This is a genomic window from Labrys sp. HAY1-8F (genome assembly GCF_056754975.1).
The window spans coordinates 3,151,661-3,172,076 of record NZ_JBPGWZ010000002.1 but is presented as its reverse complement, the minus strand read 5'-3'; the positions used below and the strand labels follow the sequence as shown (position 1 = coordinate 3,172,076).

17 protein-coding genes and 1 pseudogene are annotated in these 20,416 nt (G+C 62.0%); 4 read left to right on the top strand and 14 right to left on the bottom strand.

Translation table 11 applies throughout. From position 1 onward, the window contains the following. Window positions 1-40: 40 nt before the first annotated feature. Window positions 41-1,371: pseudogene (locus ACR9ZN_RS23715) on the top strand (bifunctional folylpolyglutamate synthase/dihydrofolate synthase). A 15-nt stretch (window positions 1,372-1,386) separates the two neighbouring features. On the opposite strand, the gene ACR9ZN_RS23710 reads toward ACR9ZN_RS23715, so the two are convergent. From ACR9ZN_RS23710 to ACR9ZN_RS23700, 3 genes are all read right to left on the bottom strand, one after another. Then, window positions 1,387-2,388: a serine hydrolase domain-containing protein gene (locus ACR9ZN_RS23710; RefSeq protein WP_481274388.1), complete on the bottom strand. Its 1,002-nt coding sequence runs from the start codon at window positions 2,386-2,388 to the stop codon at window positions 1,387-1,389. Window positions 2,389-2,521: 133 nt separating this feature from the next. After that, on the bottom strand, window positions 2,522-3,373 hold the full coding sequence (locus ACR9ZN_RS23705) for a C40 family peptidase (protein WP_481273319.1): 852 nt from the start codon (window positions 3,371-3,373) through the stop codon (window positions 2,522-2,524). A 152-nt stretch (window positions 3,374-3,525) separates the two neighbouring features. After that, window positions 3,526-3,876, bottom strand: coding sequence for a MarR family transcriptional regulator (locus ACR9ZN_RS23700; protein WP_434958877.1), 351 nt, complete (start codon window positions 3,874-3,876; stop codon window positions 3,526-3,528). Window positions 3,877-4,417: 541 nt separating this feature from the next. On the opposite strand from ACR9ZN_RS23700, the gene ACR9ZN_RS23695 reads away from it, so the two are divergent. Together ACR9ZN_RS23695 and ACR9ZN_RS23690 are read left to right on the top strand one after the other, a co-directional pair. Further along, window positions 4,418-5,224 carry an ABC transporter permease gene (locus ACR9ZN_RS23695; protein ID WP_434958876.1) on the top strand — a complete coding sequence of 269 codons (807 nt, stop codon included), beginning with the start codon at window positions 4,418-4,420 and terminating at the stop codon, window positions 5,222-5,224. A gap of 88 nt (window positions 5,225-5,312) precedes the next feature. Beyond that, on the top strand, window positions 5,313-6,362 hold the full coding sequence (locus tag ACR9ZN_RS23690; protein ID WP_481273318.1) for a glycosyltransferase family 61 protein: 1,050 nt from the start codon (window positions 5,313-5,315) through the stop codon (window positions 6,360-6,362). 194 nt (window positions 6,363-6,556) lie between these two features. Here the strand turns inward: ACR9ZN_RS23690 and ACR9ZN_RS23685 are convergent, their stop codons facing one another. The 10 genes from ACR9ZN_RS23685 to ACR9ZN_RS23640 form a co-directional block, all read right to left on the bottom strand. After that, window positions 6,557-7,291, bottom strand: coding sequence for a class I SAM-dependent methyltransferase (locus ACR9ZN_RS23685; protein ID WP_454811534.1), 735 nt, complete (start codon window positions 7,289-7,291; stop codon window positions 6,557-6,559). 110 nt (window positions 7,292-7,401) lie between these two features. Continuing rightward, window positions 7,402-8,862, bottom strand: a complete 1,461-nt coding sequence (locus tag ACR9ZN_RS23680) for an amidase (protein WP_481273317.1) — start codon at window positions 8,860-8,862, stop codon at window positions 7,402-7,404. A gap of 107 nt (window positions 8,863-8,969) precedes the next feature. After that, a complete protein-coding gene (locus tag ACR9ZN_RS23675; RefSeq protein WP_481273316.1) occupies window positions 8,970-10,349 on the bottom strand; it encodes a leucyl aminopeptidase family protein in 1,380 nt (459 codons plus the stop codon). A 10-nt stretch (window positions 10,350-10,359) separates the two neighbouring features. Beyond that, the gene (locus ACR9ZN_RS23670) at window positions 10,360-11,169 is read right to left on the bottom strand and encodes a YdcF family protein (RefSeq protein WP_481273315.1); all 810 of its coding nucleotides are present in this window, start codon (window positions 11,167-11,169) and stop codon (window positions 10,360-10,362) included. A gap of 113 nt (window positions 11,170-11,282) precedes the next feature. Further along, window positions 11,283-12,608, bottom strand: coding sequence for an NAD(P)H-dependent oxidoreductase (locus ACR9ZN_RS23665; protein WP_481273314.1), 1,326 nt, complete (start codon window positions 12,606-12,608; stop codon window positions 11,283-11,285). Between the two features lie 123 nt (window positions 12,609-12,731). Beyond that, window positions 12,732-13,976: an NAD(P)/FAD-dependent oxidoreductase gene (locus ACR9ZN_RS23660; RefSeq protein WP_481273313.1), complete on the bottom strand. Its 1,245-nt coding sequence runs from the start codon at window positions 13,974-13,976 to the stop codon at window positions 12,732-12,734. A 58-nt stretch (window positions 13,977-14,034) separates the two neighbouring features. Beyond that, on the bottom strand, window positions 14,035-15,123 hold the full coding sequence (locus ACR9ZN_RS23655) for an ABC transporter ATP-binding protein (RefSeq protein ID WP_454811527.1): 1,089 nt from the start codon (window positions 15,121-15,123) through the stop codon (window positions 14,035-14,037). Window positions 15,124-15,221: 98 nt separating this feature from the next. Further along, window positions 15,222-16,364 carry an extracellular solute-binding protein gene (locus ACR9ZN_RS23650; RefSeq protein WP_434958867.1) on the bottom strand — a complete coding sequence of 381 codons (1,143 nt, stop codon included), beginning with the start codon at window positions 16,362-16,364 and terminating at the stop codon, window positions 15,222-15,224. 84 nt (window positions 16,365-16,448) lie between these two features. After that, window positions 16,449-17,261, bottom strand: a complete 813-nt coding sequence (locus ACR9ZN_RS23645; protein WP_481273312.1) for an ABC transporter permease — start codon at window positions 17,259-17,261, stop codon at window positions 16,449-16,451. Beyond that, window positions 17,258-18,142: an ABC transporter permease gene (locus ACR9ZN_RS23640; protein ID WP_481273311.1), complete on the bottom strand. Its 885-nt coding sequence runs from the start codon at window positions 18,140-18,142 to the stop codon at window positions 17,258-17,260. Before ACR9ZN_RS23640 ends, ACR9ZN_RS23645 begins: the two co-directional genes overlap by 4 nt. Before the next feature lie 125 nt (window positions 18,143-18,267). Here ACR9ZN_RS23640 and dapF point away from each other — a divergent pair, with 125 nt between their 5' ends. Continuing rightward, entirely contained in the window at window positions 18,268-19,143 is an 876-nt protein-coding gene (gene dapF, locus ACR9ZN_RS23635; protein ID WP_454811523.1) for a diaminopimelate epimerase, read from the top strand. Between the two features lie 5 nt (window positions 19,144-19,148). Here the strand turns inward: dapF and ACR9ZN_RS23630 are convergent, their stop codons facing one another. After that, window positions 19,149-20,405: an MFS transporter gene (locus ACR9ZN_RS23630; RefSeq protein ID WP_481273310.1), complete on the bottom strand. Its 1,257-nt coding sequence runs from the start codon at window positions 20,403-20,405 to the stop codon at window positions 19,149-19,151. Window positions 20,406-20,416 lie beyond the last annotated feature (11 nt).

The following is a 20,416-nucleotide window of genomic DNA, read 5'->3' as shown; positions in this document are numbered from 1 at the left end:
TTCTGTCCGAGCCGGCTCAATTCGAGGCCCTATCGCCGCCATGACGCAGTCCGACGCCTATCTCTCCCGCTTCATGGCGCTGCATCCCAAGAAGATCGATCTTTCGCTCGACCGGATCGAGGTGCTGCTGGCCAAGCTCGGCCATCCCGAACGGCAGGTGCCGCCGGTGATCCACGTCGCCGGCACCAATGGCAAGGGCTCGACCATCGCCTTCATGCGCGCGGCGCTGGAAGCCGCCGGCTACGGCGTCCACGTCTATACCTCGCCCCATCTGGTGCATTTCCACGAGCGCATCCGGCTGGCTCAGCCCAAGGGGAGCGCTGGCGGCGGTGCTCTGGTGAGCGAGGACAAGCTCATCGAGGCTTTCGAAGCCTGCGAGCAGGCCAATGACGGCGCGCCAATCACCTTCTTCGAGATCACCACGGCGGCCGCCTTCAAACTGTTCGCCGAGAATCCGGCCGATGTCCTGCTGCTGGAAGTGGGGCTTGGCGGGCGCATGGACACCACCAATGTCATCGACAAGCCGCTGCTCAGCGTGATCACCTCGATCTCGCATGACCATGCCGATTTTCTCGGCACCGACATTGAGGGCATCGCCCGCGAGAAGGCCGGCATCCTCAAGCGCGGCGCCCCGGGGTGATCTATCCGCAGATCGATGCGGTCCGCGCCGTGATCGAGGCCGTGGCCGCCCGGGTCGGTGCGCCGCTCGTCATCGGTGGGCAGGATTTCGACATGCATGAGGAGAATGGCCGCCTGGTCTATCAGGACGAGCGCGGCCTGCTCGACCTGTCCCTGCCCCGCCTTGCCGGGCGGCACCAGCATCGCAACGCCGGCCTTGCCATCGCCGCGCTGCGCAACCAGAGCCTGTTCACCGTCGAGGATGCTCATTTCGAGAAGGCGATGCAGGTGGTGGAATGGCCTGCCCGTCTGCAGCGCATCGCCCAGGGTGTCATTCCGGCGCTGCTGCCGGCCGGCTCTGAAATCTGGCTTGACGGCAGCCACAATGTCGATGGCGGCCGCGTGCTGGCCGAGGCTCTCGCCGAGCTGGAGGAACGTCATCCCCGGCCGTTGGTGCTGGTGACCGGCATGCTCACCACCAAGGATTCCGACGGCTTTCTGCACAATTTCGCCGGCCTCGCCCGCGAAGTGCATACCGTGCCGATCGAACACAGCGCGGCTTCCCGATCGCCCGAGGCGGTGGCCGAAGCCGCGCGCCAGGCCGGGCTCGCTGCCCAGGCCCATGGCAGCCTCCAGTCCGCGCTCGAGGCGATCGCCAGCGAAGTCTTTTTGGTGGCGCCGCGCGTGGTGCTTACCGGCTCACTCTATCTCGCCGGCGAGATCCTTGCCTTCAACGGCACGGCGCCGAAATAGGCCGCGGAGACGGCTTCAGGCTTTTTCTGCATTGGCGAGAATGATCTCGCGCCAGAGGCGCGTCGGGGTCACCCAGGCGTCGGGTGCGTTGTACTTGCCCGAATAGATCACGGCAGCGATGCCGGCGTCCGGCATCAGCCATAGGCGCTGGCCGCCATTGCCGAAGCCGGCGAACCAGGGATGCTCGCCGCCGGGCAATGCCGTGGTCGCTGCCTCGCCGATGAACCACAGCCGGCCATAGGCCAGCCCGTCACCGGTCGGTATGGCGTGCTTCAACGAGGCCTCGATCCAGGCCTGCGATATGATTCGGTCGCCGTTCCAGAGGCCCTTGGCGAGCACCAGCTCGCCGATGCGCAGCAGGTCCGCGCCGCGCAGGCGCAGGCCCGAGGCCGCCGAGGCAACGCCGTCGTCTCCGGTGATCCATTCGAAGCTGTCAATGCCAAGCGGCTCGAACAGGGTTTCCTTGGCGAATTCAGGCAGGGTCTTGCCGGTTCCGCGCCGAATCAGCTCACCGACCAGGGCGACGCTCCCGCCCGAATAGATCCAGCGCGTGCCAGGCTCCGCGACGACGGGCCGGTCGAGAATGAAGCGGTAGCGATCCGGCGCCATTTCCATGGCGATCTCGCTGTTCAGCGGATCGGTATAGGGCCGCTCCTCGTCCCATTCGAGGCCGAGCGTCATGGTGAGGGCATGCTCGATCCGCAGTCCCTGCCGATCAGGTGCGGTAAGGAGGTCGGGGTAGTCCGGAAAATGCGGCAGCAGGGGCGCGTCGGGTGGCGGCACCAGTTTGCGATCGAGGGCGATGCCATAGAGTAGGCCGACGACGCTTTTGGTGACCGAGCGCAGGTCATGCAGCATCTGCGGCCCGAAACCGAGCTCGCCGAGCGGTCGCCCCCAGCTTTCGTCCGTCCCGGTCAGATAATGTTCGAGGATGACGCGTCCGCCATGACTGGCGAGGACCACATGCAGGTCGCGCAGCAGGCCGGAGGCGATGCCCGCGGCGAGCTTGTCCTGCATCGACAATCTGGACTCTTTCGTCTTTGCCGGGCCCGCGGAGGCTGGGGCCTTGGCTGATCCTCCTTCAGGCGAGGTCATGGAACGGTGTCTCCTGCGATCCGAAATGGATGATTTCCGACCCGTCCTTTCCGGGTCAGGCCGGCCTGATGATGCTGCGCAACGGGCTGCCCGCCGCAGCGATGCGCGCAATGCCTTCGGCTAGGTCCTCGACCATCACGGTCATGGTATGGCCGGTGGCGTGGATCATCGTCCTGTCGTCACGGACCATGGCGACATGACCTTTCCAGAACAGGAGGTCACCCCGCCGCAATTGCGAAAGAGGGCCGGCGGGATCGAGCCTTTCGCCCGGCACCGCGCCTTCCTGCATGTCGCTGTCGCGCGGGCAGGCAAGGCCGCAGGCATGGCGCGCCGTCTGCACCAGGGCCGAACAATCGAGGCCGAGGCTCGATTTGCCGCCCCACAGATAGGGCACGCCGAGGAAACGCTCGGCGACCGCGACCGTATCATCCTCCTTGAATTCGACGGGCCTGGCATGGGCGGCGAAAACGAAGCCCCAATCCTCGAGGCGAAGGAACTGCCCCTCGCTGGCAACCACGGCAAGCGCGGAGCCATGGCTAAGGGCCTGCATCACCGGCGCCTTGATGGACGGCACGGGATAGATGAAGCTGCGCAGCACGCTGATACGGTGGGTGGCCGGGCGCGGGGCCGCCAGCGCATTGGCGGACAGCCAGCCGACATAGCCGTCCCGGCCGGCCTGGCCCCAGGCCCAGCCTTCCATCTCGTCATAGACGGTGAAGGTTTCGCCGAAGAGCAGTTCGGTATCGATGGAGGCCGAGAAATCCGGGTCGGGCCGCAGCGGCACCGCCGTCTCGATCACACGGCGCTCGCTGCCCACGACATAGCGCGGCGCCGCGACGATGCCGCGCAACGAAGCGGCGGCAAGGTCCGGCCGGGCCGGCGTGATACGACGATCATAGGCAGTCAAAGGGTTTCGTCCTTGAAATTGGCGGTGTCATCAATGAAGCAGGCAACTGGGGGCTGCAAGCACTTCGCCGCGGCTCGCGCTTCCGTTTACCGGTATCGTATCGCCCCTGCTGAAAATGGCTATCTGCTTGACGGAGCGGTGCTCCAGGCTGCTCACCGCGGCAGATCCCGGCCGAGAGCAACCAGGATATCGCCGAGCTTCTCGACATAGAGCGCACCGTCCACCGTGCGCTGGATGATGACATTGCGCCGATCGAATTCATCGCGCCGGCGCGCCGTGAGCTTGAGCTTGGCCAGGCTGTCGAGCGCGCGAGTGATCACCGGCTTGGTGACATCGAGTTTGGCGGCAAGGCCGCGCACGGTATGCGGCGGGGCCTCGAGATAGACGGTGAGCAGGATGGCAAGCTGCCGGCTCGACAAATCCGGCTGGGCGTCGCGCACGAGGTTCAGCATCACATCATGCCAGAGCCGCAACGCCTGCGCCGGCCGCATCTCCACCGCCATGGCTATCCCTGCCTCCGAGCTGTCAGCATTCGAAAGGTTAGGATAGAGGTGTAATCACGCAGATTGGGTTAATTCGAGAATTGTCAGGCGTCCCCCTTGCCGTGTTTGTGGAGGGGCCACAGGGCAATCATTCTACTGGAAGGCAGTAATTTATTTTTGATTCTAAAATAATAATTCTCCCATCTGGACACAATAAATTAGCCTGATTTACGTGATTTTTTGAGTATTAGCTATTAATTTAATGGTTCTTCCCATCCTTTATAATGATATTTCAGAGAATTACCGAAAATTGCATGAAATATATAAATTTATATCGATAATTTTGTCTTTTATTGTTTCGCGATGATCTGGTAGTGGTGCTAAAATTAAAACTTGCCCTATTTGGAATATATTCATGGTTTGGTTGCTGGGGGCGTGCGTGATATACGCATTCTGGCAAAGACACCTGGCTTCGGGGTGTGGTTGCAGGGAGGCGGAATGAATTTCTCCGCTGCCTTAGCCTCATAGGCCGATCACTTGGCGGACTCGGGATGTATTTCGCGTGAGTACCATTCAGTACCAAGTACCGAGCTTCTGGGTTGCAATGAGAAGGCAACGTCAGGTGCTCGCTGCCCTGATCCTGCGCACCATGAGAACCCGTTTTTTTGGTCATGGACTAGGCTATATATTCGCGGTTGGGTGGCCAGTTTCACATATCTTGATATTGATCGCCATTATGTCAATCAGCCATCGAGCTGCGCCTTTTGGAGATAGTGTCGTCTTATTTATTGCGACAGGGTCAATACCATTTATGGTGTTTTCTTACCTGGCTCGCTTTATGATGGTAGATCTTATTGCAAACAAACCCTTGTTGGCTCTTCCGGAAGTTAAATTAGTAGATGTTTTAATAGCGGTAGCTATATTGGAAATGTTATCAGCTTTTACGGTTACCATCATAATGATCATTCTCGGCTGGTCCTTCGATATTCCCATTGTCCCCTATGATATGGCGGAAGCATTTTTTGCTCTCTGCGCAGCGGTCATACTGGGATTGGGAATGGGCGTTCTCAACAGTGTGATCATGATGATGAACCAGATGTGGATGACAGGTTATACGTTGTTTAATATTGCGATGTGGGCGGCATCCGGTGTCGCTTTTGTGCCGAGTTCTGTACCTGACCCGTTTCGTACCTGGCTTTCCTACAATCCTGCGCTTCAGGTAGTTGAGTGGATGCGATCGGCCTATTACCGAGGCTATGGCGAGGATTTGCTTGATCGCAGCTATGCCATTGAATTTGGTGTCGTAACCCTTGGGTTGGGACTTATCTTGGAGCGTCTCAGTCGGAGCTACATTCTTTCGACGCGCTGATTCATTCTCCGGGCGTAAATAGATCGCCACAATTTGAAATTAGTCCTGGAAACGAAGCTTCTCCCAGGCGATTCCAGGTACGAAAGACATGGATAACTTGTTGTCAAATTCTGTATTGCGGCCCTGTGCAGGGTTCTGGAACGACCCCCGCTGGAACACAACCGAAGCAAGGGCGGGAGATCCGGTGATTGGCCATGTCGCCAAAGCTATATTCACGCCAATGGTGGCCTTCGGCAAATGGGGTGTGTTCGATCTTCAAGGGACCATCATTCGCGACGCCACCGACTACAAAGGTCCACAGAACGAGGATCTCGTCCAAGTTCCGGAAATGCCTTGTTCTCTGGATAATGTTGTCGATGGAGGCGTGTCCAATGTGATTTTCGGCGGTCGGATCAACCTCTATTATGGACACTTCCTGTTCGAGACGTTGCCGCGTTTATGGTCGGTAGCACAACATGGGCTTGGCGGCAGGAAAGTGCTGGTTCAGGCGCAATGGCCTATGGATCAATGGATCAATCATCATTTCGTACAGGTTTTCTTGTCCGCCTTGGGGATTCAGCGATCGGACATCATTCAATGTACCCGGCCTGAAATATATCATGATGTTGAAATTGCTCTGCCCTGTCTCCGACAGAATGCATGGGTTCATCCGCAAGCAACACAAGAATTGTTTACGAGAATAGGTTCTAATATCTTAGGCGATGCGCCTCGGAATGCGAACAGCACACCGGTATATATTTCAAAAACAAAACTAACTCATAAGATAAGTGGAATTGTAAATGAAATAGAAATAGAAAATATATTGAAAGAAAAGGGTGTGGATATTGTATATCCTGAAACTATGTCAATTAAAGATCAGTTATTGCTGTTTAGAGACAGGGAAGTAATTTTAGGAACGGTAGGATCGGCTTTTCATTCCGCGGGCTTTGCTCAAAGCAAGGCTCGGCAGATAATGATAGCGCATGGAGAGCGAGTTAATCCGAACTATGGTCTGCTGGATATAGCATTCAACAGCAAGACGGAATATTATTATACGGACCTTATAGCCGAGGTCGGCAAGACCTCAGATACCGGGTACGCATTGCATTGTAAAGATACAAGAGCGGTCGCTGAATCTCTTTTGAAACTCATTTCATAAAATCATTGTTTTGAGGGTTTCTGGATCTTTTTAATGTGTCATGAACGGCAAGCAGGGAGCCAGAGGTAATTGCCTTGCCTCTGGTTTGGCCGCCCTAATCTCCGCCTGCAGGCGTGGCCTGTGAGGAGGGGCGATCAGAATTCGAGGTGACCGCTGACCTCGCTCCGATCGTCATTGATATTGGAACTCACAAATCATAGCCAGAAGAAGCGCCTCATTTCCTCGGCTGTCCTTAATTTTGAGGTCGATATTATTTCACATTGCTCAATAAATCTATCATATCCATATGATTCCAGATCTATTCTTGACCACTTTCGCCAGATATCCCAATAATTCTCTTCAAGGAGTTTTGACTGAGGGTCGAGATTTGTACAAACAACTAAGCCTGTAGGTGGAGCGTCAAAAACGTAAATGTTAAGATCCGATCTATATTCCTTAAGTATAGATAATACCTTCCATACATCTCCAGTCCAAAAGGAGCCATTATGAGCTCGTGTAAGCATCGATGTATTCGTAGGAACGCAATCATGAATGCAAATGATGGAGTTCTTCTTGCAGTACATCTCCGTATTATAGAAGTCCCTCAGGAGCGTCTCAGCCTCATGTAAGCCATCCAGAAATGCCAAATCAACCTCGGCGTTAAGAAGCGCCTTGGGATTATATTCCTTAAAGAAATCATCGCTTTTCATCTGGAAATACATCGTAACAGGACGTTTTCCCGCAGGTTCTGTCGGTCCACCAAAGGACGGATCAACGGCAATCGACCTGCATTTCGCGAGATTGAGTGAGTGACCTTTATTTGTTCCGATTTCGAAATATGTTTTTGGATCTAAATAATTATGCAGCCAGCTCATGACATCAAAATATATATTTCCATTTAGTGAAGTAATACCCTTATTTTCTTCAGGAGTATTTGCAGAATCGGCCATCAATTTTACCTCTAACATGTGCTTTTAACCTGCATGCTAGGCCGCTTTCAGGTTTGGTGCAATGATCTGAACCTGAGACAAGTCACACAGACGAGTCAGGGGCGATGCGATCAAGGAGCGAATATTTCTAGGCCGGTGAGCGAACAATGGGGCATTCTCGGCTCGATCGGCACCAGCCTGCTCAGCCCCAACAGTTCCTCCAGCACGGCGCCCGCGCTCAGCAGCGCCGCCTCGCCCCGCGGTCGGCCGATGAGTTGCACGCCGACGGGGCGGCCGTCGGTCGTGAAACCGGCGGGCAAGGCGAGGGAGGGGCAGGAGGTCATGGTGACGACACTGGCGATCTTGAGCCAGTCGACATAGTTCTCGAACTTTGTGCCCTCCACCTCGCGCACCCAGCGCTGCTCGATTCCGAGCGGCGGCGTGCAGGCGGCCGGGGCGATCAGCACGTCATAGCGCGAGAAGAAGGCGGCGATGTCGTCATAGAGCTTGCTGCGGCGGAGCATGGCGCTGCCGATGCTATCGGCATCCAGTGCGCGGCCCTTCTCGATATTCCAGATCACGTCAGGCTTGAGCTCGCTGCGGCGCGTCTCGAGCAGTTCGCGCATGCCGGCGGCGTAGGAAAGCGCGCGCAGCGTCTGGAAGGCTTCGGGCACGCCGGCAAAATCGGGACAGGCTTCCTCGACGATACAGCCGGCTTCCTCCAGCTTCATTGCCGCGGCCTCGGCGATCGCCCGGGTCTCGCGGTTGACCGGGGTGATGCCGAGGTCGGGCGAGAAAGCCGCCCGTTTGGGCGGCTGGCGACGCCGGGCGCTCTCGCGAAAACCGATGGTCGGCGCCTCCAGCGATAGGGGATCCTCGATATGCCAGCCGGCCATGGCGTCGAGCATCAGCGCCGCATCCTCGACAGTGCGCGCCATCGGGCCGTTGACCGGCAGGGTTTCGAATTTGATGCCGTCGGGGCCACTGGCGACCCGGCCGGGCGAAGGGCGCAGGCCCACGACCGAGCAGAAGCTGGCGGGCGTGCGCAGCGAGCCGCCGAGATCCGAGCCGGTGGCCAGCCAGACCTGCCCGGTGGCGAGCGCCACGGCCGCCCCGCCCGAGGAGCCGCCGGCATTGAGGCTGGTGTTCCAGGGGTTGAGCGTGTCGCCGAATACGGCATTGAAGGTATTGGCGCCGGCGCCGAATTCGGGCGTGTTGCTCTTGCCGATGGTGATGCCGCCGCGGGTTTCCAGGCGCTCGACCATGATGTCCGAGCGCTCGGGCACATGATCCCTATAGATCTGCGAGCCATAGGTCGTGCGCACGCCGGCAACGTCGTTGAGGTCCTTCACCGCAAGCGGCAGGCCGCCGAGCCAGCTGGGATCTTCGCTTGGCGCAGTCGCCATCAGGCGACGAGCCTGGTCGCGCGCGCTCTCGGGGCATAGGGTGACCATGGCATTGACCTTGCCATCCACCGCCTCGATGCGGGCGAGCGAGGCCTCGACCAGATCGAGCGGGCTGACCTCGCGCCGCCTGAGGCGCTCGACGACCTCGCAGGCGGTGAGGCGGATCAGTTCGTCATGGCTACTCATGGCGCAAATTCCCGGAAGGCTGGACTGGCTTTGGTTATGAGTGGGACCAGCTTCGCGGCCGGCTCCCGATATTCTGTCGATAGGCAGGCTTTGACCGGCCTGTCGTGTCAGCCGAAACGCGCCTTGAGATAGGCGTAGAGGGCGCGGGCGCCCATCACCTCGGCTCCCTCTGGCCGGCCTGGCTTGGCGGAAGGCGTCCAGGCGAAGATGTCGAGATGCACATAGGCGCCGGCCTTCTCGACGAAACGATTGAGGAAGAGGGCCGCGGTGATCGAGCCGGCAAAGCCGCCGCCGGGGGCGTTGTTGAGATCGGCGACCTTGGACTCCAGCATCGCGTCATAAGGCGGCCAGAGCGGCAGGCGCCAGAGCGGGTCGTTCTCACTGGCGGCGTGGGCGAGAAGATCGGCCGCTACCTTTTCGTCGCGGCAGAACAGGGGCGGCAGATCGGGGCCGAGCGCGACGCGGGCGGCGCCCGTCAGAGTCGCCATGTCGACGATCAGCTCGGGCGCTTCCTCGTCGGCGAGCGCGAGGGCGTCGGCCAGCACCAAGCGGCCCTCGGCGTCGGTATTGCCGATCTCGACGCTCAGCCCCTTGCGCGAGGCGAGGATGTCGCTGGGCCGGAAGGCATCGCCGGAAATCGCGTTCTCGACCGCCGGGATCAGCACGCGCAGGCGCAGCTTGAGGCCGGCGGCCATGATCATGCTGGCGCAGGCGAGCACCGAGGCGGCCCCGCCCATGTCCTTCTTCATCAGGAGCATGCCGGCAGACGGCTTGATATCGAGGCCACCGGTATCGAAGATCACGCCTTTGCCGACCAACGTCACCTTGGGATGGGAGGGATCGCCCCAGGTGAGGTCAACAAGCCGCGGCGCTCGCGCGGAGGCACGACCGACGGCATGGATCATCGGGAAATTCTCGGCGAGCAACTCCTCGCCGACAACGACCCGGAACGCCGCAACGTGCCGTTCGGCCAGGGCGCGTGCCGCCTCGGCCAGTTCCGCCGGACCGAGATCATTGGCCGGCGTGTTGACGAGGTCGCGCCCGAGCGCGACCGCCCGGGCCATCGACAGGATTTCATCGCGATCGATACCATCGGGTGCGACCAGGTGTACGGCCTTGATATCGTTGCGCTTGTAACGGCCGAAACGATAGAGACTCAGAACCCAGCCGAGCGCAGCGAGCCGATCGTCATGGCTGGCATTGGCGAAGCGATAGGTGCCCACGGGCAGCAAAGTGGCGAGTTTGCCGGGCAGGAAGCCATCGCGATGACGGGCCGTTTCGCCTTCGAGGCCGAAGATCACCCCGGCGAGGCTGCCCTCAGGTCCCGGCAGAATCAGGTGGCGGCCGGCGCTCGCCTCAAAGTCATTGGCGGCGATCCAGTCCCGCTGCGCTTGCGGCAGGCGCTCCAGCACCGCGCCGGCGGTCTCCTTGGTGGCAAACCAGATGGGAACGGCCTGTTCGGCAGCGGCAAGCAGGGGCTCGGACATGGTGCAACTTTCAAGGTTCGGGGAAGATCTCGTCGATGCGCCCGCTCAAGCGGTAGGACAGCAGGCCGATCCATTCGCGCACGGCGAGATTGCATTGGCGCAGCCCGTCGCTCATCGCATAGAAGGGCCGCACGCCATCCTGCGGGCCCGCTGTGCGATAATTGACGGGATAGGCCATTACATCGAAGCCGGCCTTGCGAAACAAGGCCATCGAGCGCGGCATGTGGTAGCCGGAAGTGACCAGCAGATAGGTCTCACCGGGCTTGGGCTTGAGGAGGTCGTAGGTGAAGACGGCATTTTCATAGGTGTCGCGCGAACGGTTCTCGAACAACATACGCTCATCGGGAATGCCAAAACTGCGGAAGAGCTGCCTGGAGGCATCCGCCTCGGTGATGTCACCCCAGATCTGGCCGGCAAGCGAGCCGACGCCGCCGGTGAAGATGATTCGGGCCTCGGGAAACTGACGCGAAAGGCCGGCGACCGCCGTCATGCGCTCGGCCGAATCGGTGAGGGCCGTCTCGTTCCTTGTGGTGGAGATATGCGTGTCCACCGCCCCGCCCAGCACGATGATGCCGGCGATCCTGGTCTGCGGCATGATCGAAGCTTGGGCAAAGCGCTCCTCCAGCGGCTGGATCAGCCAATTGCCGAGCGGCGACCAGCCCATCACGGCAAAGGCCAGCAGCGCAAAGCCCATCAGGAAGCGGCCGAAGCGCCGGGCACGGCGAATGAAACTCAGGCCGAGGCCGAGGAGGCCGAGCACAAGGGCCGCGTTGGAGGGCAGGATCAGGAAGCCCAGGGTCTTAGCGAGATAATAGAACATGGGATGCGTTGTCAGGGTGGCGGCATTTGGGGGCGGGTCTTCAGACCCGCCTTTCTCGATCCAGCGAGCGTGGCGTTTCCTGGCCGGCCTGAAGACCAGCCCCCCAATCGGGCTTAGGCCGCATCGGCCTTGAGGAACCGCTGATCGGCGAGGTCGAGCTGCCGGCGCAGGCGCACGATGGTGAGGCTGTCGTCGACCGCGCAATTGTCGTGGCTGAGCAGCTCGCCCTTGCGGATCGGCTTGGTGACGCAGGCGCGTTCAGCCAGGCCCAGCGGCAGCAGATTGTCCCGCCTGGCATCGGCCCAACGCATCGACCAGCCGCGATAATCATATTCGCCGATGCGGCCGAGCACGGTACCGGGTGCGAGGTCGCGCTTGGCCACTGCCGCCGTCTCCGCCACGGGATGGTCGAGCGGCTGCAGGTCGGCGGTACCGTAAAGCACGGCACGCGCAGCAGTGAGCGGCGTCTCCAGGCTGGTGAGGTGATAGGGCCGGTGCAGGGTGAAGAAGGGGCCCTTGCCGACATGCAGGTCCGTCATGCGTTCCAGCACGCGCGGATGGTTGGGCTCGACCACGCAGAACACGCCCGGCGCCACGCCCTTGCCGATGGTGTAGTCGACGCAGCCGCGCTTGGAGAGCACGCCGCCATGGCTGACCGGGATCAGCACTTCGGCAAGTTCCTCTTTGCTGGCGCGCGGCCCATGCAGGCCAGGCTTGTCCGGCTCGAGGCCGGTGGCATTGGCGAGCGCCACCATTTCCACCATGGTCTTGGAACCGTCGACGAACTCGACCAGCACGCGCGGGTTCATGTCGCGCGCCGCCGCCTCGGCGACATAGTCGTCGGGCACGGCATCGAAATTCAGGGCGTTGTTCTTGCCCTTGCCGGCGGCGACGACCGTCATGCCGAGAGTGCGGGCGAAACAGACCAGTTCGAGCGCGGCGGCCGGTTCGTCGCCGGCCGCGCCGGTATAGATCACGCCGGCCTTCTCCGCCTCGGCCTTGAAATGGCGGCCGATGGTGATGTCGGCCTCGACATTGAGCATGACGATATGCTTGCCGTGCCGGATGGCGGCCTCAGCCACGATCGCCCCGGATTCGGGATGACCGGTGGCATCGATGATCACTTCGATACGGCCGGCGGCGGCCAGTGCCTCCAGGTCGGTGGTGATGGCGATGCGCCCGGTCTCGATGGCACGGTCGATCGCCGAGGCATTGGCGACCTCGACGAGCTCGTCCAGCCGGTGCCCGGCGCTCAGGGCGGCGGCGATGGCGTTCTGCGGGCGCGAGCGCACGGCGACCGCACCGATACGGATGCCCTGCATCAGCGCGACCTGAACGATGAGGTCGGTACCCATCTGGCCGGCGCCGACCAGACCGATGGTGATCGGGCCCTTGTCACGGGCGCGTTCCACCAGATCAGCGGCAAAGGAGGGGTTCATCAGCGGCTCCGCAATCTCGTTACGCCCCGTCTAAGCACCAAATCGCGGCGCTGCAAAGGAAAATGCCTGTGTCCTTTCGGTGCAGGGGGGCGTCTTTTCGGGTAAAAGGACGGCCCGTTTCGTTCAGGTGCCGAAGCGTTCCGCCCCATAGGCGGACGGATCGATGAAGGGCTTTTGGCCTGTCATCATCTCGGCCAGCAACCGGCCCGTGGCGGGCCCCAGGGTGAAGCCGAGATGCTGGTGGCCGAAGGCCAGCCAGAGGCTATCATGGCGTGGCGCTTTCCCGATGATCGGGCGCGAATCGGGGAAGATCGGCCTCGATCCCATCCAAGGTTCGGCCTCGGCGCGCTCGCCGAGCGGGAAGAGCTTGCGGGCGAGCTTTTCCGTGCGCTCGACCTGCACGGGTGTCCTCGGAGCGTCGCGCCGGGCGAATTCGGCGCCGGTTGTCAGGCGGATGCCGCCGACCATCGGCGTGATGACGAAGCCGCCCTGCTCGTCCAGCACCGGGCGGCTGAGGCCGGCATTGCCCTCGGCGCGGTAATGCATGTGATAGCCGCGCTTCACCGCGAGCGGAAAGCGGTAGCCGAGCGGGGAAAGCAGGTCCATCGACCATGGCCCGAGCGCGACGACGGCCTGGGCCGCCTCGATCGGACCCTCCTGCGTAGCGACGCTCCAGCCGGAAGCACCCGGACGCAGGCTGCGGGCGTCCCCGGTCAGGACCTGCCCGCCGATTGTTTCGAAATAGCGGGCATACGCCTTGGTGACGCCGCCGGGATCGGAGACGCTCTGCGGATCCTGCCAGTGCACGGCGGCGGTGAAATCCGGCCGAAGATTGGGTTCGAGCGCCAGGGCTTCATCGCGCGTCAGCGCCTTCACCCGGTAGCCGAACTCCGCGGCGAGCGGAAATTCCCGTTTCTCGGCCTCCAACGCGGCCTCGCTGCGATAGACCTTGAGCCAGCCCGTGTCGCGGAACAGGGCGTCGGCGCCGGCCTTGCTCGCCAGGGCGCGGTGCTCGGCCACGGTAGCGCTGAGCAAGGGTTGCATGAGACGGGCGGTGGCCAAGAGGCGGTCGGGCGCGGAGTTGCGCCAATAGGCGAATAGCCAGGGTGCCAGGGCCGGCAGGGCCGACCAATGATAGTTGGCCCCGGGATAGCGCTTGAGCGCGACGTCTGCGAGGGCGGACAGGCTGCGCGGGAAGGCGACGGGCAGCAAGGCGGAGCGCTCGACCACGCCGCTATTGCCGTAGGAGGTTTCCTCGCCCGGGCCGCGCCGGTCGACCAGGGCGACGGACCGGCCGCGCTCCTGCAGATGCGCGGCGACCGAGGTGCCGACGATGCCGGCGCCGAGAACCACGACGTCGTAGCGCATGGAGACCCTCGTTGGTGCTGAAATAGCCTTGGTATCGAATGAAGTGTTGGTCGGCGCGTCAGGCGAGCCTGCGCCCGTTCTCGTCCAGCAGCAGCACGTCCTGAGGGGCGATGGTCACCGCGACGGCCTCGCCGTCATGCCAGACCCTGTCCTCGATGGTGGCATTGGCCTGCAACCGGAGGCCGGCAAGATCGAGGATATAGGCCGCCGTGCCGCCGAGATAGGAAGCGGAGGTGATGGTGGCACGCAGCTCGCCCGGATCGCCGCTCGGCGAGCCGAGCTGGATGCGCTGGGCGCGCACCACGCCCGTCGCCCTGGTGCCGGCGCGGGCGGTGGCCGGCGCGATGGCGACGAGTTGCACGCCATTGTCGAGATGCAGGGCAAGGCGGCCTTCGGACACGCCCAGGATCTTGCCCTCGATCAGGTTCGACTGGCCGAGGAAGCTGGCGACGAAGCGGGTATCCGGACGCTTGTAGACCTCCTCGGGCGTGCCCTGCTGCTCGACCACGCCCTTGTTCATCACCACGATATGGTCGGACATGGCCAGGGCTTCCTCCTGGTCGTGGGTGACGAAGATCGAAGTGATGCCGATCTCGCGCTGGATGCTCTTGAGCTCGATGCGCATTTCCTCGCGCAGATGGGCGTCGAGCGCCGAGAGCGGCTCGTCGAGCAGGAGCACGTCCGGTTCGATCACGATGGCGCGCGCCAGCGCGATACGCTGCTGCTGGCCGCCGGAGAGCTCGGACGGCAGCTTGTGCTCGACGCCAGGCAGGCGGACCATGTCGAGGGCGCGCTTGACCTTGGTGGTGATGGTGGCCCTGTCTGCGCCGCGATATTTCAAGCCGAATGCGATATTGTCGTGCACGTTCTTGTGCGGGAACAAGGCGTAGTTCTGGAAGACCAGGCCGATATTGCGTTTGTGTATCGGCACATTGTCGATGCGCCGGCCCGCCACGACGATCTGGCCCGCTGTCGGCTGCACCAGGCCCGCGATCGAACGCAGGATCGTGGTCTTGCCGCAGCCGGAAGGGCCGAGCAGGGTGACGAAGTCGCCCTTGCGAATGGTGAGGTTGACGTCCTTGACGGCAACGAAATCGCCATAGGCCAGATTGACATTGGTGAGTTCCACGGCCGTCGGCTTGGTCATCAGTCACGCTCTCGTTCGAAACACCGGCTGCGAACGCAGCCGGCTTGGACGCAGCCGGGCCGGCGAAGCTCGCCAGCCCGGATTTCTCGGGTGGGAGATCACCCGCCCTTGGCGATGCGGTCCCAGGCTTTGGTCCACTCGTCCGTGTGCTTGTCCCAATAGGCGGCATCGGCGAAGGTCAGCGAAGCCATCTTGCCGGTAGGGTCGAAGGCGGGCAGCGCCTTGACCTTGTCGGTCAGCTTCACCTTGGTGGGATCGAGCGCGGGCGGATAGCTCTGTCCTTCCGCCACTGCAATCATCACCTCGGGCTGCAGCATGAAATTGAGCAGTTCCTCGCACTCGGCCATCGGGGCGCCCTTGAGCACCAGGAGGTCCTCCATCCAGGCATAGGAACCGGGCGGATCGAGATAGCCGATCGGCGCGCCCTGGGCCTGCAGGGCGGCGACGCGTCCCGACCAGGCATCGGTGACCACCACCTCGCCCTTGGAGAGCAGATCCATCAGCTCGGCGCCCGACGACCAGTATTTCTTGGCGAGGTCGCGCTGCTCGCGAACCTTGTCCCAGACAGCATCGATGTCCTTGATGGCGTTGGGGTCCTGGCCCAGGGCCAATGCCGCATACCAGACGCGGGTGATCATGTTGCCGTAGCCGCCGATCTTGTCCTTGTATTTGGGGTCGAACAGCAGATTGACGCCCTTCTCCTTGGCTTCGGCTTCGGAGATCACCTTGGTGTTGTAGGCAATGCCGGTGGTGCCGTAGTCGTAGGGCACGCAGGACAGGTCCGGCGAAATCTTGCGGAATGGCTCGAACATCACCTGCATGATGTTGGCCATGTTTGGAATGTTGGCTTCGTTGAGCTTGGTGGTCAGCCCGGCATCGACATAGCGCTTGTAATATTCGACGCCTGAGGAATGGATCACCTGGAACTCGCCGGGCGAAGCGGTCTTGACCTTGGTGATGATCTCGTTCTCATCGCCGAAGGTGCCCTGCACCACGTTGTTGCCTGTTTTGGCCGAATAGGGCTTGAAGGCATATTTATCCATGGCCTCCTGCACGCTGCCGCCCCAGCCGTCGAAGCGCACGTCCTTGGCGGCGGCAAGGGCCGGGCCGCCCCACTTCAGATTGATGCCGGCCCCGGCCGCCGCTGCCGCGGTGAGGCCGAGGAAGGTGCGGCGGCTCATGCCGCCATTGAGATAACGTTCCTTGAGGCGCTCCAGGCGCCTGGTCTGCGACATTGTCATTGGTTGGGTTCCCCTCCTGGTGGTTCTCGGTGTCTTGACGCATTTTCTTAGTCAAAAAGTCCATCAACCTTTCTGGAAAATGCCTTATCGGATCCCGCGGGCGAGATAGCGGGCAAGGCCGCCGCCGATGAGCGGCACTCCCACGGTCAGCAGGATCATCAACGCGCCGAGGGCGTTGATCTCCGGGCTGATGGAAACTTTCAGCATCGACAGGATCTGCGTCGGCATGGTCTCGACGCCCGAAGGGCGCCAGAACAGGCTGGCGGTGACGTTGTCGAAGGAAATGGTGAAGACGAGCAGCAGGCTGGCGATGACGGCCGGCATCAGCAGCGGCAAAGTGATCTCGCGGAAGGTCTGGAAGCGGTTGGCGCCCAGCGACAGGGCTGCTTCCTCATAGACCCGGCGGATGCCGATGAGCCGCGACTGCACCACCAGAATGACATAGGGCAGGGCCAGCATGATATGCCCGAGCACCAGCAGCACCAGCGTGCGTGGCTGCTGGGCCCAGCGCATCAAAAGCAGCAGACCAACGCCGAGCACCGTCTCCGGCACCAGGGCCGGGGCGATCAGCAGCGTGTTGATGAACTGCTTGCCGGGGAAGTCGTAGCGCACCAGCGCCATCGCCCCCATGATGCCCAGCACCGTGCAGATCACCGCGGTGATCAGGGCAACCCAAAGGGAGGTCTTGAAGGCGCGGATCACCGCCTCGTTCTCCATCAGCTTGCTGTACCAGCGCAGGCTGAAGCCGGTCATCGGGAAGCCGCCGAACTGCGAATCGTTGAAGGAGAGGATCACCACCACCAGGATCGGTGCGAACATGAAGATGTAGACCAGGATGGTGAACAGCTTCACCACCTGCCAGGACCAATCCTTCTCCACGCCGGGCAGGTCACTCATTGGCTCAGCCCCTTGAAGATGCGCGACAGGCCCATATAGCGGCTGTAGATCATAGCCACGATGCCGAGCAGCACCAGCAGCACGATGGAGAGGGTCGAGCCCAGCGGCCAGTTCAGCTGCGTCATGATGGTATCGTAGATCAAATTGCCGAACAGCGCGTCACGGGTCGAGCCCAGCACCTGCGGGGTGACGTAGCTGCCCGCCGCCAGCACGAAGCAGAGCAGCAGGCCGGCCATCAGGCCCGGCAGGGACAGCGGCAGCACCACCTCGCGGAAGGCCTGGCCCTGGGTGCAGCCCAGCGTGCGCGCCGCCGAGATCAAATTGCGGTCGATGCCCTCGAGGCTGACATAGATGTTGAGGATCATATAGGGCAGCAAGAAATGGATCATGCCCATGATCACCGAGCCCTGGGTGTAGAGCATGCGCAGCGGCTCGGAGATCAGGCCGAGCTTCATCAGCACCACGTTGATGATGCCCTGTTCGCCCAGGATGTGGATCCAGGAAAAGGTGCGGATGGTGAAGCTGATCCAGAAGGGCACGATCAAGAGGAGGAGCAGCAGCCATTTGTGCCGCGTGCGCGTCATCGCGATGAAATAGGCCGGCGGATAGCCGAGCAATGCGCAGAGAATGGCGGTGATCGCCGCCACCTTCACCGTCTTCCACAGGAAGAGGTGGTAGAAGCTGTCGGTGAAGAATTCGTGCCAGTTCGCGGTGGTGAAGACCTGTTTCTCCACCCCGGCCGTGACGAACTGATAGAAACTGAACACCGTCATGATGACGATGGGCACCACCATCAGCACGGTGAGCACGATCAGGGTCGGAGAGAGCAGATACCAGGGGCGCAGCCGGTCGCGCGCAGAAAGCTGCTGGCCTGCCATCATGTCCCCACGCTGTTCCCTGGAAGTAATATTTGTTTCGTTCAGGGTGGATCTTCTCTAGGCATGTGTCAATTGCCGGACAATACAAATCCGGTCGTGGTTACCCTGCGCCATGAGGCCCTGCCCCGATGCTGCTGCCTGATTACCTCGCCCAAGCGCTGCCGCCCGGCCTCGAGGGGCTGAAGCCCTTCGTCAAGATGCACGGCCTGAGGAACCACTTCGTGATCTTCGACCAGCGCGTGCATCCGCGTGCTTTGCCGGTGGCCGACATCGTACGCCTTTGCGACGTCGAGGCGGGCGTGGGGGCCGAGCAGGTCCTCACCATTGAGACGCCGACACCCGTCGGGGCAGCCGGCGGCAGCTATGCCCGCATGCGTATTTTCAACATCGATGGGCGTGAGGCCGGGGCTTGCGGCAATGCTACGCGCTGCGTCGCCCATATCCTGCTGGAAGAGAGCGGGCGGGATGAACTGGTGCTGGAGACGGGCGGAGGCCTGCTGGCCTGCCGTCGGGCGGGGCCGATGGCGGTGGCCGTGACGCTCGGGCCGATCGTGATGGGCTGGGACCAGATTCCGCTTGCTCATGAGGTCGATACCGCCCATCTGGCGCTTATCAGCGGCCCGCTTCGCGATGGCCTCGCCCTGAATATCGGCAATCCGCACGCGGTGTTCTTCGTCGAAGATCTCGACGCCGTCGATGTCAGGGCCGTGGCGCCGACCATCCAGAACGATCCGTTGTTCCCGGAGGGCGTCAATGTCGGCGTGGCCGAAGTCGTCGATCGCACCACGCTGCGCCTCAAGGTCTGGGAGCGGCCGGGCATCCTGACGCAGGCTTGTGGTACCGGCGCCTGCGTCGCCGCCTATGCCGGGCGCCTTCGCGGGCTCGTAGACGGCAACAGCGTCACCGTGCATCTGCCGGGCGGAGCCCTCTCCATCGAACTGCTGCCGGACGGCCGCGCGATCATGACCGGGCCGGTGGCTCTGTGCTGCCTCGGCTATGCCTGAGAGGTTCAGGCATAACGCAAGCGTGAGCTGAGGCCTGAAACCTCGATGGCGGCTGCTGCCGGGGCACCTTGGGTGCGCGGACGCGGCGGCGGCATGCGCGTGCCGATGGTGAACATCACGGCGCTGGCCGCGGCGAAGGCAGCGAAGGTGAGGAACATGCCGGCGCCACCGAAGGTGCCGGCCATCAGGCCGCCGAGCGCCGGGCCGAAGAAATTGCCGATGGTCGAGAAGGAGTGGGCGCCGAAATAACTGCCCCGGTTTCGGGCGTTGCAGATGCCGTCCACCAGGAGATATTCGGACGGCACCACCAGGATCTCGCCGATGGTGAACAGCACCATGAAGAGGGCGAAGCCGGTGAAACCGCTGGAAGCCAGGAAACCGAGCTCGCTGGCGAGGATGAGGATGCACCCCAACACCATCGCGTGGAGGGCGCCGACCTTTTCGATCAGCCGGCGTGCGAACAGATTGCCGACAAGCACGACCAGTCCGTTGATCGAGAGGAGATAGGCGAAGAGGTCCACGCCGCCTTCCAGAGTCGTGCTCAGATAGGGCGCCAGGGTGGCGGACCATTGGCCGTAGACGGCGATCAGCAGTGTGCCGCCGCCGACGAAGAAAGTCAGGCGCGGATCACGCGCCGCAGCGCGAATGCTGGCCAGGGCGGAGACGCGTTCCTCGGCCGCGTCGCTCCCGGAGACTTTCGGATCCGCAGGCACGCCAACCAGATGGAGCGCGAGAGCGAAAGCGGCGTAGATGCAGCCGGCAAGGGTAAACAGCAGGCCGAAGGCAGCACCGGCAGCGATCCCGATCAGCGGACCGACGGCCCAGCCGGCATTCACCGCCATATAGCGCCAGGAGAAATATTTGAGCCGCAGTTCCGGCGGGCAGATGTCGCTCATCAGGGCACGCGAGATCGGCTCGTAGACCGCGATGGAGACGGCCGCGACGATCTGGGCGGCACAGAAGGCGGTGACCGATTGGGCAAAGCCCATGCCGACGAGGGAGAGGGCTGTCAGCACCAGCATCAGCACCAGCATGAATTGCCGGCCGACGCGATCCGATAGCGACCCGGCGACGGGAGCGGCGATGGCGCCGAGAAGAGGGCCGGTGCCGAGCAACACGCCGATGGCGGCGGGACCCAGTCCGAAGGACTGCTGCAGCTTCACCGCCAGGAAGGACAGGCTCATCGCCCGCGCGACATTGACGAGGCCGGATCCGGCAACCAGGAAATAGACGAAGCGAAGGCGGCGCGAATCGGGAGGCATCTGACGAGTCC

Bases quoted from the DNA above. Each gene is read 5' to 3' on its own strand.
- ACR9ZN_RS23710 (WP_481274388.1), bottom strand. From the start codon at position 2,388: ATGCAGGACAAGCTCGCCGCGGGCATCGCCTCCGGCCTGCTGCGCGAC.
- ACR9ZN_RS23700 (WP_434958877.1), bottom strand. From the start codon at position 3,876: ATGGCGGTGGAGATGCGGCCGGCGCAGGCGTTGCGGCTCTGGCATGAT.
- ACR9ZN_RS23690 (WP_481273318.1), top strand. From the start codon at position 5,313: ATGGATAACTTGTTGTCAAATTCTGTATTGCGGCCCTGTGCAGGGTTC.
- ACR9ZN_RS23685 (WP_454811534.1), bottom strand. From the start codon at position 7,291: ATGGCCGATTCTGCAAATACTCCTGAAGAAAATAAGGGTATTACTTCA.
- ACR9ZN_RS23680 (WP_481273317.1), bottom strand. From the start codon at position 8,862: ATGAGTAGCCATGACGAACTGATCCGCCTCACCGCCTGCGAGGTCGTC.
- ACR9ZN_RS23675 (WP_481273316.1), bottom strand. From the start codon at position 10,349: ATGTCCGAGCCCCTGCTTGCCGCTGCCGAACAGGCCGTTCCCATCTGG.
- ACR9ZN_RS23670 (WP_481273315.1), bottom strand. From the start codon at position 11,169: ATGTTCTATTATCTCGCTAAGACCCTGGGCTTCCTGATCCTGCCCTCC.
- ACR9ZN_RS23665 (WP_481273314.1), bottom strand. From the start codon at position 12,608: ATGAACCCCTCCTTTGCCGCTGATCTGGTGGAACGCGCCCGTGACAAG.
- ACR9ZN_RS23660 (WP_481273313.1), bottom strand. From the start codon at position 13,976: ATGCGCTACGACGTCGTGGTTCTCGGCGCCGGCATCGTCGGCACCTCG.
- ACR9ZN_RS23655 (WP_454811527.1), bottom strand. From the start codon at position 15,123: ATGACCAAGCCGACGGCCGTGGAACTCACCAATGTCAATCTGGCCTAT.
- ACR9ZN_RS23650 (WP_434958867.1), bottom strand. From the start codon at position 16,364: ATGACAATGTCGCAGACCAGGCGCCTGGAGCGCCTCAAGGAACGTTAT.
- ACR9ZN_RS23645 (WP_481273312.1), bottom strand. From the start codon at position 17,261: ATGAGTGACCTGCCCGGCGTGGAGAAGGATTGGTCCTGGCAGGTGGTG.
- ACR9ZN_RS23640 (WP_481273311.1), bottom strand. From the start codon at position 18,142: ATGATGGCAGGCCAGCAGCTTTCTGCGCGCGACCGGCTGCGCCCCTGG.
- dapF (WP_454811523.1), top strand. From the start codon at position 18,268: ATGCTGCTGCCTGATTACCTCGCCCAAGCGCTGCCGCCCGGCCTCGAG.
- ACR9ZN_RS23630 (WP_481273310.1), bottom strand. From the start codon at position 20,405: ATGCCTCCCGATTCGCGCCGCCTTCGCTTCGTCTATTTCCTGGTTGCC.